Origin of the sequence: Hymenobacter sp. 15J16-1T3B (assembly GCF_020711235.1) — a bacterium.
Classification (GTDB): domain Bacteria; phylum Bacteroidota; class Bacteroidia; order Cytophagales; family Hymenobacteraceae; genus Solirubrum.
In genome coordinates this window covers 63401-75156 of the sequence record NZ_JAJFAV010000012.1, presented here as the reverse complement: position 1 = coordinate 75156, position 11756 = coordinate 63401, and the positions used below count along the sequence as shown (strand labels likewise).

Annotated in this window: 9 protein-coding genes; 3 read left to right on the top strand and 6 right to left on the bottom strand. The window is 66.1% G+C overall.

Features of this window, described 5'->3' with window-relative positions:
• The first annotated feature begins 17 nt into the window (after window positions 1-17).
• From LJ737_RS18880 to LJ737_RS18870, 3 genes are all read left to right on the top strand, one after another.
• Window positions 18-884, top strand: a complete 867-nt coding sequence (locus LJ737_RS18880) for a dienelactone hydrolase family protein (RefSeq protein WP_227768307.1) — start codon at window positions 18-20, stop codon at window positions 882-884.
• A gap of 234 nt (window positions 885-1118) precedes the next feature.
• Window positions 1119-4196, top strand: coding sequence for a DUF8693 domain-containing protein (locus LJ737_RS18875; RefSeq protein ID WP_227768306.1), 3078 nt, complete (start codon window positions 1119-1121; stop codon window positions 4194-4196).
• 40 nt (window positions 4197-4236) lie between these two features.
• A complete protein-coding gene (locus tag LJ737_RS18870) occupies window positions 4237-4455 on the top strand; it encodes a PID-CTERM protein-sorting domain-containing protein (RefSeq protein WP_227768305.1) in 219 nt (72 codons plus the stop codon).
• A gap of 225 nt (window positions 4456-4680) precedes the next feature.
• Here the strand turns inward: LJ737_RS18870 and LJ737_RS18865 are convergent, their stop codons facing one another.
• From LJ737_RS18865 to trpB, 6 genes are all read right to left on the bottom strand, one after another.
• Entirely contained in the window at window positions 4681-5457 is a 777-nt protein-coding gene (locus tag LJ737_RS18865; RefSeq protein ID WP_227768304.1) for a phenylalanine-4-hydroxylase, read from the bottom strand.
• 259 nt (window positions 5458-5716) lie between these two features.
• Window positions 5717-7081, bottom strand: a complete 1365-nt coding sequence (locus tag LJ737_RS18860; RefSeq protein ID WP_227768303.1) for a DoxX family protein — start codon at window positions 7079-7081, stop codon at window positions 5717-5719.
• Window positions 7082-7143: 62 nt separating this feature from the next.
• The gene (locus LJ737_RS18855; RefSeq protein ID WP_227768302.1) at window positions 7144-8391 is read right to left on the bottom strand and encodes a helix-turn-helix domain-containing protein; all 1248 of its coding nucleotides are present in this window, start codon (window positions 8389-8391) and stop codon (window positions 7144-7146) included.
• Between the two features lie 76 nt (window positions 8392-8467).
• Window positions 8468-9496, bottom strand: coding sequence for a bifunctional 3-deoxy-7-phosphoheptulonate synthase/chorismate mutase (locus tag LJ737_RS18850; protein WP_227768301.1), 1029 nt, complete (start codon window positions 9494-9496; stop codon window positions 8468-8470).
• 81 nt (window positions 9497-9577) lie between these two features.
• Window positions 9578-10390 carry a tryptophan synthase subunit alpha gene (trpA, locus tag LJ737_RS18845; RefSeq protein WP_227768300.1) on the bottom strand — a complete coding sequence of 271 codons (813 nt, stop codon included), beginning with the start codon at window positions 10388-10390 and terminating at the stop codon, window positions 9578-9580.
• A 143-nt stretch (window positions 10391-10533) separates the two neighbouring features.
• Window positions 10534-11721 (bottom strand): tryptophan synthase subunit beta, encoded by a 1188-nt coding sequence (gene trpB / locus LJ737_RS18840; protein WP_227768299.1) that lies wholly within the window; start codon window positions 11719-11721, stop codon window positions 10534-10536.
• Between the last annotated feature and the right edge of the window lie 35 nt (window positions 11722-11756).

Here is an 11756-nt window from a genome sequence, read left to right as displayed (position 1 = left end):
CTCCCAAGCCTTATTCCATGAAACACCTCGTCCTTGTGCTGGCCGCTTGGCTGCTGGCTGCCACCGGTTTTGCCCAAAAAGCAGCTCCTTCTTGCTGCGTCAAACCCGCGCCCGATGCCCTGGTGGCCTTCGCCAGCTTGGCCGCCGACCCGGCCTTCATGAGCGGGCACGACTCGCCGCTGCCCCTGGACTATACCCCGCAGCAGGCCGGGAAAATCATTACCTACTCCACGCCCGACAGCAGCACGGCCCACGCCTACCAAGTCGGCCCGGGCACCAAGGACGGCAAGTACCTGCTGGTGATTCACGAATGGTGGGGCCTGAACGACTACATCAAGCGCGAAACCGACCGCCTCGCCGCTTCCCTGCCCGGCGTAACGGTGCTGGCCGTGGACCTCTACGACGGCAAGCTGGCCACCACCGCCGAAGAAGCCAGCCGCCTGGTGCAGGCCGTGGATAACAACAGAGCCAAAAACATTCTGCGCGGCGCGTTGCTGCACGCCGGGCCCAAGGCGCAAGTAGCCTCGCTGGGCTGGTGCTTCGGCGGGGGCTGGTCGTTGCAGGCAGCTCTGCTGGCCGGCAAGCAGGCCGTGGGCTGCGTGATGTACTACGGCATGCCCGAAAAAGACGTAGCCAAGCTCAAAACCCTTAACACCGATGTGCTGGGTCTCTTTGCCACCCAGGACCAGGGCATCAGCCCGGCGGTGGTGAAACAATTTCAAGCCGATATGAAAAAGGCCGGCAAGCAACTCACGGTACACAGCTTTGACGCCGTGCACGCCTTTGCCAATCCGTCGAACCCCAAGTACGACGCCAAGGCGGCCACCCAGGCCAACACCATCGCGCTGAACTACTTACTAAAGAAATTCAAGCTCAAAGCGTAGGCGCTGGCGCTGGGTCGGCGCTTCCCGCTCATTGGTCTATTGCCTGCTTGCGCGGGCCTACCCCTGACCCCGGCTGGTATATTGCTTAGAATAAAGACCCCCAAATCCTGGATTTGGGGGTTGTTTCCATATCTACACCTGTTACTTTCGCTCTGACTATTGCCGCTGGTCGGGTCATTCGTGGCCGCAAGCCGGTTTCGTCCAAGTTTTTTGTCCACTTCATCTTCTTACTCTATGCCCACCGTTACCCGATTACGCCGTCTTTTCGGCACGGCGATGATGGCACTGCTGCTCGGCAGCGCTGCCTTCGCCCAGCAAACCGGCCCGCCCCGCAACTGGGACCCGGCCGACACCGACCCGAACTACTCCCTGCGCAAGCAACGGCTGGCCAACCAGTCGCCCACGGCAGCCCATCGGCCCGCGGCCGTGCGGCCCGCCGGCCCGGTAGTGGCCCGTCCGGCCTGCTTTGAGCCCTTCGATACGACGGCCGCCGGCGGTTGGACGCAGGTTCCGCGCGCCGACGACAACTACTACGGCCCGGTATCCCTGGGCTGGGATTTTTCCCTGTTCGGCAATACGTACAACTCGGTGTACGTCAACACCAACGGCAACATCACCTTCAACGCGGGGTTGGGGACCTACAGCTCGTCGGGCTTTCCCATCTCCACGCCCATGGTGGCGGCTTTTTGGGCCGACGTGGACACGCGCAACCCCGCCAGCGGCTCGGTGTGGTTTAAAGTTTTCCCCGACCGCCTGGTAGTTGTCTGGAACAAAGTCGGGTACTACGGCACCCAGGCCGACAAGAAAAACACCTTTCAGCTCGTCATCAAGGCCAACACGGCGCCCGGCTTCACCGGCAACGACGTGCTCATCTCCTACGATGACATGCAGTGGACCACCGGCAGCGCCTCGCAGGGCTCCGGGGGCTTTGGCGGCGTACCGGCCACCGTTGGCGCCAACAGCGGCAACGGTATCGACTACATCCAGACCGGGCGTTTCAACCTGGACAGCAACCAAGCGCCCAACCAGCCCACCGTGGGCGAACCGGGCGGCGTGAGCTGGCTGGACGCGCAGTGCCTGGGCTACCAAGTGCGCGGCGCGAGCAGCGGCGGCGGCAGCAGCAACATTCCGCCGGCCGTGGCCGGCTTGCCGGCCGGCAGCACCATCACGCTGAACCAGGGCGAAACCCAGACCATCACCATGCAGTTTTCGGGGCCGGAGGTTTCGCAAACGGTTGACGTGAGCTCGGCGCTGCGGGGCCTCTGCAACGCCTCCATCACCACCACCGGCAACAACACCAGCAACCCGACCACGGTGTTTACCGTGACCGGCAGCCCCTGCAACGTGGGCACCAATACGGTCAGCTTCATTGCCACCGACAACGGCCTGCCCCTCCCGGCCCAGACTACCTTTGACCTGCAGGTCATCGTGAACCCACCCGCCGCCAATGGTACTTGGACGGGGGCAGTCAGCACGGACTGGGCTACGGCCGGCAACTGGACCAACAATGTGCTGCCCACCAGCACCACCGACGTATTCATCCCCGCTAGCGCGCCGCGCATGCCCATCCTGGGCACCGCCGGGGCTTCGGCCTCGCTCAACGTGGTCAGCGGGGCCACGCTGCAGATTGCCAGCGGCGGCACCCTCTCCTTGGCCGGGAACCTGACCAACAACGGCACACTCAGCGGCGCGGGCACGCTCGTCACGACGGGCAACGCGCTGCAAACGCTGGGCGGCGGCAACGCCGTGCAGCTGGCTAACGTGACGGTGGGCGCGGCCGGGGCGCAGCTAACTGCGCCGCTTTCGGTGGCGCGCCTGCTCACGCTCAACGGCACCCTGGCCTCGGGCGGCAACCTCACCCTGCTCTCGTCGTCGACCGGCACGGCCATGGTCGTCAACGCCGGCGCGGCCACGGTTACTGGCACCGCCACCGTGCAGCGCTACCTGGACGGCGGCCTGAACTCGGGCCTGGGCTACCGCCACCTGGCCGCCCCCGTCGCCAACACCACGCTGAGCGACCTGGCCACCAGCGCCTTTACGCCGCGGGTCAACGCGGCCTACAACTCGGCTGCCAACCCGGGCGGCGTAACGCCCTTCCCGACGGTATTTGCCTACGACCAGAGCCGCGTCAACGCCTCGACCAGCGGGGCCGTGGCGGACTTCGACCAAGGCTGGGTGTCGCCGGCCAGCACGGGTGAGGCGATGGTGCCGGGCCGGGGCTACACGGTCAACCTGGCCGCGGGCCAGACCGTCGACTTCGTCGGCACACTCGGCAACGGCAGCGTGGCCATCACCGGCCTGAGCCGCGGCACGCAAACGCAGTCAGGCTGGCACCTGCTGGGCAACCCCTACCCGGCGCCGCTGGATTGGACCCAAGCCTTCACCGGCGCGACGGGCCTCGACAATGCCGTGCACGTGTACAAGTCGAGCGGGCAGTACGCGGGCACCTACGCCAGCTACGTCAACGGCGTGGGCGTGAACGGCGGCAGCAATATCATCCCGCTGGGCCAAGCCTTCTTCGTGCACACCAGCGCGCCCGGCGCCTCCGCGACTCTTTCGCTTTCGAACGCCGCCCGCCGCACGACCTACACCGACGCCGCGCTGCAGCGCAGCGCCGCCGACACCCGCCCGCAGCTGCAGCTGAGCCTGAGCGGGCAGAGTGCCAGCGACCAAGTTGCCCTCTACTTCCAGACCGGCGCCACCGCCGGCTTCGACGCGGCCTTCGACGCGCCCAAGCTCACGGCCGGCCACAACGTGCTGCTGGGCCTGGACGCGGCCGGCGCGCTGCTGGCCATCGACGGCCGACCCGCGCTGGGCACGACGCCCGTGACAGTGCCGGTGCTGGTGCGCGTGGCCCAGAGCGGCACGTACTCGCTGCGCGTAGATGAGCTGGCGAACCTGCCCGCCGGCACCGGCGTGCAGCTGCGCGACCTGCTCACCGGCACGCTCACCCCGCTGGCCCCGCTGGCTAGCTACTCGTTCGCGGCCGACGCCTCCCTGAGCACGCCCCGCTTCGAGCTGATCTTCAACAACCGCGTAACGGCCGCCTCGGCGGCGGCCCTGGCCGCGCAGGTGTCGGTGTACCCCAACCCGGCCCGTCAGCAGCTCTTCCTGAGCCTGCCCGCCGACCAGCACCCGGCCGACGTGGTGCTGCTCAACGCCCTGGGCCAGGAAGTGCTGCGCCGCACCCTGCCCGCCGGCCGCGGCGCGGCCGCCCAAACGCTGCAGGTGGGTCAGTTTGCCCCCGGCGTCTACACGCTGCGCGTTGCCCTGCCCCAGGGCTCCGTTACCAAGCGCGTGGTCATTGAGTAAGAACCGCGTACCTCTTTCGTTTCTGCTCCAATTCCATTCTATGCTTCGCTCTTCTGCTCTTCTGCGCCTCGGTACGCTCTTGTGCTCCTCGCTGCTGATTATTCTGGTCCACGCCGCTCAGGCTCAAACGCCTGGCTCGGGTGGTCCCACGCCTGGCACGCCCGCCGCCGACCCCACCGCCGTGCCCCTTGACGGCGGTGCCTCCCTGCTGCTTGCCGGCGGGGCCGCTTACGCCCTTAAGCGCCTGCGCAAACGGTAGGCCTTTCCCTATTGGCTGCCCGTTGCGGCAGCCCCACCAAACAGAAAAGCCCGCTGCTAGCGGGCTTTTCTGTTTTCGGGTATGAGCAAGTAGCTTGAAAGAAGACGTTTGCGAGGTCTTAGTTTGTCGTGGCTTGGCCGGGTATCACGCGCGTAAAGGTTTCCAGCTGCGTTGCCACAAACCCAGGCATGAGCCACGCAGCCCCTCAAACTAATTAATAAGAGGCTAGGACGACAAACCCGGCACCACGGCGGCAGTGCGGCTAGCGGATTGAGGCGCTTCGGGGGCACCGGAAGCGGGCACGGCAGTCAGTCGCACCACCAGTTCGGCGGTGGCATCAGCCAGTTCGGCCCAGGCGGGCAGCACGAAGTACTGCTGCTGAAACCCGTCGCGCACGATGGGCGTGGCCAGGGCTTCGCTGACTTCCAAGGGTTGCCGCGGCGCCTCGGCAGCAAGGCAGTGGTGCAGCTCTGCGGCCGACGACAGCAGCCCGGCGCCGTACACGCGCAGGGTCTCACCCTCCTGCACCAAGCCAAACTCGGCGGTGTGCCAGAACAAGCGCACCAGCTGCTGCACCGCTTGCTCGTCGTGGAGGTGGTGGCGGGCTATCTGGCCGAAGTGCGCCAGCCAAGCCGCCCACTCGGGGTCGGTGAGCAGCGGTAAGTGACCGAACGCGTCGTGAAAGAGGTCGGGGCCCGCGAGGAAGTCGAAGAACTGCATCGAGCGGACCCAGTGCGTAACGGGGAACTTCCGCTCGGCCAGCAAGGCCAGAAACGTTTTATCGTCGACGCGGCCGGGTGCCGACACGACCTCCCAGCCGGTCAGCTGGTGCAGGCGCTCGGTCAGGGCGTCGAGGTCGGGTGCAGCGTCGCGGCTGAGGCCGAGACGCTGCACCCCGGCCATAAAGGGCGCCGCGGCCCGGCGGTGCAGCAGGGCGGTCTGACGGTCGAAGAGAACTTTCCACACGAGGTGGTCTTCGGCGGTGAAGTGCGGGGCTTTCATAACTCGCTAGGCAGAAAAAAAGCCCGGCTTCCGTGGTACGGAGCCGGGCTTGGTTGATTTCAGGTCGGAAAAACTAGCTGCGGAGGCTTCATTTCCAGACGGTATGCAACGGCACGGCTCCGGCCCATTTGACGGGCAGGACGCACATGGTAAAGTTGCGATTAATGGCCTGGTGCAGCATGATGTAGGCAAAATTAGCAAGATTTTGCAAGTGTACAACCCAACCTGGGTTCGAGCCAATAATTTTCAGCGACTAGTACTAGCGACTGAAGCGGTACTCGTGGCGTTGCAGCCACTCCGCTTGCCCGGCAAAGCGCACGTCCTTGCGGATGCTGCACTGCCGCGGGGCCAAGAGCACAGTGCGCCGGATGGCCGCGGGGCGGTTGTCGTCTTGCCCCTCCCCCAGCAGCACCAGCTGCACGGTGCTGTCGGGCAGGAGCTGGCGCAGCTCTAGGCGCATGGGCAGCCCGTCCCACTCCACGCCCCGGCCGTCGGGGCGCAGCCGCAGCCGCTCGAAGCCCTTGACCATGCCGCCCTCCGGTTCCTGGTATTGGTAATCGAGCACCAGTTCCTGCGGGCCCGCCTGCATGCCGTTGAGCCGGGTGCGCAGCGTCACTGGCCGCTGGCTTTGGTAGTCGCGATAGGTGAGCGTACCCAGCCAATCATAGCCCACCAGCGGGCGGAAATCAGCTGCGCGGAAGACGGCCCCCTGCGGGTCGGATGTCGGGAAAACAGACGTGGCGGGCCGGTTCGCGTCGCTTTCGTAGCGCATGCCCAGGCCTGCGCCCCCGCTGATGCGCAGGCTCAAGCGGGCCTGCGCCGGGGTGGCGTTTGTAAGGATGGCAGCCGAGCCCGCCGCAAAGCGCAGCATCGTGCGCGCTCCGGGGGCCAGAACGGAAGAGGTACCCAACTGGCCGTCGGCCCCCCGTTCCTGCACGTCGACGGCTGCTTGGCCAACGTTGTGCGCCGCCACCCGGAAAGCCGCTTCCTGCCCGCCGCCGAGCACGAACACCTTACCGGGGGCTAACAGCAAATCGGAATGCACTTCGCCGGCCCGGGTAGCCGAAGTCAGCAGCCCCAACGCCAGCACCGCCACGGCTCCGCGCACGGCCAAGCCGGCGGGAGTTGCCCGTTCCGGCCGGGCTTGCGTGAGCCAGTAATCCAGGGAATACCGCCCGGGACCGACGGCCACTACCGCCACGAAGGCCCAGAACAAGAGCTGCTGGTAGTACATGCCCACGAGAGGCTCGGGGTGTTCGTACCAGAAAAAGGCAATGACCAAAAACTGCACAGCCAGCTGCAGAGCGCTCCAGCGGCTGAGCAGCCCGGCGGCAATGAGCAGCCCGCCCACAAACTCGCCCCACACGGCTGCCGCCGCCCAGAAATACGGCGAGGGAAAGGTGAAGCCCAGGCCGGCCACCTGCTGCACAAACCAGTCGGGCGTGCCGAGCTGCCCCGGGTCGACGAGCAGCTTGTCCAGGTCGCGGGTGGTGCTGAGGTTGACGAGCTTGGACCAGCCAGCACCCAGCGCGATGGAAAGGCCTAGGTGCAGGCGAAACAGCAGCCAGGCCACGTCGGTGGGGAGGCTGGGCAGGGCGGTGGCGGAAAACAGCAGCTTTTTCATGGGTCGGGGCTGGGGGTTGGTTGAACGACCCAAAACTGCTCCGCCCGGCGCCGCCTTGCGCTTTAGGTTATGATTTGGGACGGCTCAGGTTGTGATTTGAGCCGTAGTGCCGCCTCGCTGGGCGTTTCGCCCCGGAGCTTCTTGAACACCCGGTTGAACGTCGACTTGGAGTTGAACCCCGACTCCAACGCAATGGCTACCAACGTGTAATGCTGATAGCGCGGGTCGATCAGCAGCCGCTCGGCTTCGGTCACGCGGTAGCCGTTGACGAAGTCGTTGAAGTTCTGCCCGAACCCGGAGTTGATGACCTTGGACAGGGCCACAGGGTTGGTGCGCAGCCGCGCCGCCAGCTCAGCCAAGGACAAATCGGGCTCCAGGTACGGCCGTTCCGCGCGCATCAGTTGTTCCAGGCGCTCGGTCCAGCGCAGCAGCTCGGCCGCCGGCGCTTCGGCTGCCGCATCCGCCGGGGCCACCGGGACTTCGGCCGGCGCAGTGGCCGGGTCGCCGCCCAGCGGAGCGGGCTCGAACTGCAGCGGTACGCGCCACTGCTGCTGGGCCTGCCAGCCGCCCACGCTCAGGTAATAGAGGAGCACGCCGGTAAACAGGTAGCTGTACCAAAACTGCACGTAGGACAGCTCCACGCCCAAGCCCACCAGTGAAAAAGCCACCGACACCATGGTGCCCGCCAACACGGCCACCAGCACGTGGCGCAACCAGCGGAAGCGGCGCCGCTCGGTATCGGAAAAGTTGTCGTCGAGGTAGCGGGCGTACTGCCGAAACTCGCGCAGCGCGAGGTAGCCGTAGCCGGCCAGCGAGACGTAGTTGAGCAGCTCGGCCGCGGTGTGCACCCCGCTAAGGCTGATCAACGCGCCTTTGGTGCCGAAGTGCTCGGGCAGGGGCTGGCCCAGCAGCCCGTGGCGCAGCAGCACATCGACCCCGAAGCAGACGGCGAACCAGCCCAGGTAGGCGAAAAAGGGCGCGAAATGCCAGCGCTGCCGCGGCTGCAGCCGAAACGCCGGATTGGTGAGGCTGCGGAAGTAGAAATAGAACAGCGGCCCCGCTCCCAGGTACATCGGAAACGGGAAGTAAAACATGAAGGTTGAGTAGGCGTTGTGCGCGTCGTACCAGCCGGCGAAGCCCAGCATCCACTGGGCTACGTTGGCCGTGAGCAGCAGAATGAGCGCGGCCAGCCACCGGTCGGCGGGCTCACTGCGGCGCCAGCTGCGCACCAGCAGCAGCACGCTGAACACGATGCCCTGCACGAAAAAGGGCAGCAGCAGGGAGCTGTACGGGCCGAACTGGAACAACATACGCGAAGAAAGGGCCGGGCAAGGCCACTTACAACCTCAACCCGGCCCTTGCCGCAAAGTTCTGTTTACCGGCCGCTTACACCAGCTCCAGCTCGGCCAGCTCCTGGCGCAGGGCGTAGGTGCGGCGCAGCGCCTCCACCAGCCGGGCCGACTCGTCGAAGTTCAGCGTCTGCTGCCCGTCGGAGGCGGCGCGCTCGGGCACCGGGGCGGTTTCGTAGAGGATGCCGTCGGCGCCGGCCATCACGCCGGCCAGGGCCAGCGGGGCCACGTGTTCCCGGATGCCGATGCCGTGCGAAGGGTCGACGAACACAGGCAGGTGAGTTTTTTCCTTTAGAATCGGCACCGCGTTCAGATCCAGCGTATTGCGCGAGGCCGTTTCGAAAGTGCGAATGCCCCGCTCGCAGAGGATGATGTGCTCGTTGCCGCCCGAGAAGATGTACTCGGCCGAGTGCAGCAGCTCCTCGATGGTGCCCGACACGCCGCGCTTGAGCAGCACCGGCTTGTCGACCTGGCCCAGGGCATCGAGCAGGTTGAAGTTCTGGGTGTTGCGGGCGCCTACCTGGAACACATCCACGTAGTCGAGCATTTCCTCCACCTGCGACACCTGCATGACCTCCGTCACGATGCGCAGGCCGTGCTGCCGGGCCAGGCGGTAAAAGTCGCGCAGGCCCTCCAGCCCGAGGCCGCGGAACGAGTACGGCGACGAGCGGGGCTTGAACACGCCGCCGCGCATGAGCCGCACGCCGCTTTGCACCAGGTGCTGCATCACGGCCTCCATCTGAGCCTCGTTTTCGATGCTGCAGGGACCAGCCACGATGCTCAGCGAACCTTCGCCCAAATGGATACCGTCGCCGAGGTCGAGGACGGTGGGGCGCACGCGCCACTTGCGCGAGACGAGCTTGTAGTCGTCGGATACGCGGTGCACGTCGCGCACGCCGGGCAGGGCCCCGATGCGGCGGATGTCGACGTCCTTGGGACCCAGGGCCACGAGGTAGGCGGCGCGCTGGGTGCGCACCGGGGTGACTTTAAAGCGCAGCTCGCGCAGCTGGGCTACCAGCGTGTCCTGGTCGGCGGCGGTAAGATCGGGGGCGAGGTGAATAATCATGGGGCGGCGAAAAGCGAGGAAAAGGGGCCGGCACTCCGGCAGAGCACCGGCCGGGAACAGCGGGGAAAACGCTGGAGGAAATCAGGAAGTAGCCGGCGTCGAGGCAGGCTGGGTTGTCCGAATGCCTTGCACAAACTGCCGGGCGGCTGCGTGCGGGTCGGCGGCGCCGTCGAGGGCGCGCAGCAGGGCCGAGCCGATGATGGCGCCGTGGGCGTGCTGACAGGCTTGCTCAAACGACGCTTTATCCGCAATGCCGAAGCCGACGAGGCGGGGGTTGCGCAAGTTCAGGGCGGCCACGCGCTGCAGGTAGGCCTGCTGGGCGCCCTGGTCGGCGGTTTGGTTGCCGCCGGTCAGCCCCGGACCCGACACGAGGTAGAGGAAGGCGTCGGTTAGCTCGTCGAGGCGGCGGATGCGGGCCTCGGAGGTTTGCGGGGTCACGAGAAATACCGGGCGCAGGTTGTAACGGCGGAAGGTGTCTTGGTAGAATTCGGCGTACTCTTCAGCCGGCAAATCGGGCAGGATGACGCCGTCGATGCCGGCGGCGGAAGCCTGGCGGCAAAATTCCTCCATGCCCAGCTGCATAACCGGGTTGAGGTAGCCCATGAGCAGCAGCGGCGTGTCGGGCAGCACCTCGCGCACGCCCCGCAGCTCCTGCAGCAGCGCCTTCAGCGTCATGCCGTTGCGCAGGGCCACTGCGCTGGTTTGCTGAATAACCGGGCCGTCTGCCAGCGGATCGGAAAAGGGCACGCCGATTTCCAGAATGTCGGCGCCGGCTTCGGCCAGCGTCCGCAGCAGCGGCACGGTGTCGTGGCGGCCGGGGTAGCCGGCGGTGATGTAGAGGTTGAGCAGGCCCTGGGGCTTGCGGGCCAGCAGGTCGGCAAAGCGGTTTTGCATGAGCAAAGAGGATGTCGCGTTACGTCGAAACGTCATTCCGAGCGAAGTCGGGGAATCTCGCCGGATAGTAGCTCTACCGTCGAACGGGCAGCTTATCCAGCGTCAGCCCGCGAGATGTCTCGCCAGGACGTGTCAGGTTAGCATTAAGCCAGGTGCAGTTCGCGCAGGTAGGTTTCCAGGTCCTTGTCGCCGCGGCCGGAGAGGTTTAGCACGACCACGTCGGTGGGTTTCAAGTCCATGACCTGTAGCGCGGCAATGGCGTGGGCCGATTCCAGGGCCGGGATGATGCCTTCGAGGCGGCTACAGAGCTGAGCGGCCTGCAGGGCATCGGCGTCGGTGATGCTCAGGAACTGCGCCCGCTTGGAGTCGGCCAGAAAAGCGTGCAGCGGGCCGATGCCGGGGTAGTCGAGGCCGGCCGAGATGGAGTGCGGCTCGGTGATTTGCCCATGCTCGTCCTGCATCAGCAGGGTACGGCTGCCGTGGATGATGCCCGGCCGGCCCAGCACCGAGGTAGCGGCCGACTTGTCGGTATCCACGCCGTGGCCCGCGGCTTCCACGGCCACCAGCTTCACGGCCGGCTCGTCGAGGTAGTGGTAAAAGGCGCCGGCCGCGTTGGAGCCCCCGCCCACGCAGGCTACCACGTAGTCGGGCAGCTCCGAGCCGGTTTTCTCCCGCAGCTGCCGGCGGATTTCCTCGCTGATAACCGCCTGCAGCCGGGCCACCAGGTCGGGGTACGGGTGCGGGCCCACCACCGAGCCGATGATGTAGTGCGTGTCCGTGGGGTTGCTGATCCAGTCGCGGATGGCCTCGTTGGTAGCGTCCTTGAGCGTTTGGGAGCCGCTGACGGCCGCCCGCACCTCGGCGCCCAGCATGCGCATGCGGGCTACGTTGGGCTTCTGCCGCTCCATGTCTACGGCGCCCATGTACACGATGCACTCCAGCCCGCGCAGTGCGCAGACGGTGGCCGTGGCCACGCCGTGCTGCCCGGCCCCGGTTTCGGCAATGATGCGCTTCTTGCCCAAGCGCTCGGCCAGCAGAATCTGCCCCACGGTGTTGTTGACCTTGTGGGCGCCGGTGTGGCAGAGGTCCTCGCGCTTGAGGTAGATGGTGGCTCCAAAATGCTGGCTTAGGCGCTCGGCCTTGAACAGCGGCGTGGGGCGGCCTACGTAGTCACGCAGCAGCAGCTGGTACTCCCGCTGAAAGCTCTCATCGGCCAGAATGTCCAGATACTGCTCCCGCAGCTCCTCCACGTTGGGATAGAGCATTTCGGGGATAAAAGCGCCGCCGAACTGGCCGTAGTAGCCGCGGGCGGAGGGTTGGTAGTGGCTCATGATTCGTTCTGGTGTGGTTTGGGGCGGCGGGTAAC

What these genes read in the sequence shown, in the direction of transcription:
- LJ737_RS18880 (WP_227768307.1), top strand. Translation starts at nt 18, where the DNA reads ATGAAACACCTCGTCCTTGTGCTGGCCGCTTGGCTGCTGGCTGCCACC.
- LJ737_RS18875 (WP_227768306.1), top strand. Translation starts at nt 1,119, where the DNA reads ATGCCCACCGTTACCCGATTACGCCGTCTTTTCGGCACGGCGATGATG.
- LJ737_RS18870 (WP_227768305.1), top strand. Translation starts at nt 4,237, where the DNA reads ATGCTTCGCTCTTCTGCTCTTCTGCGCCTCGGTACGCTCTTGTGCTCC.
- LJ737_RS18865 (WP_227768304.1), bottom strand. Translation starts at nt 5,457, where the DNA reads ATGAAAGCCCCGCACTTCACCGCCGAAGACCACCTCGTGTGGAAAGTT.
- LJ737_RS18860 (WP_227768303.1), bottom strand. Translation starts at nt 7,081, where the DNA reads ATGAAAAAGCTGCTGTTTTCCGCCACCGCCCTGCCCAGCCTCCCCACC.
- LJ737_RS18855 (WP_227768302.1), bottom strand. Translation starts at nt 8,391, where the DNA reads ATGTTGTTCCAGTTCGGCCCGTACAGCTCCCTGCTGCTGCCCTTTTTC.
- LJ737_RS18850 (WP_227768301.1), bottom strand. Translation starts at nt 9,496, where the DNA reads ATGATTATTCACCTCGCCCCCGATCTTACCGCCGCCGACCAGGACACG.
- trpA (WP_227768300.1), bottom strand. Translation starts at nt 10,390, where the DNA reads ATGCAAAACCGCTTTGCCGACCTGCTGGCCCGCAAGCCCCAGGGCCTG.
- trpB (WP_227768299.1), bottom strand. Translation starts at nt 11,721, where the DNA reads ATGAGCCACTACCAACCCTCCGCCCGCGGCTACTACGGCCAGTTCGGC.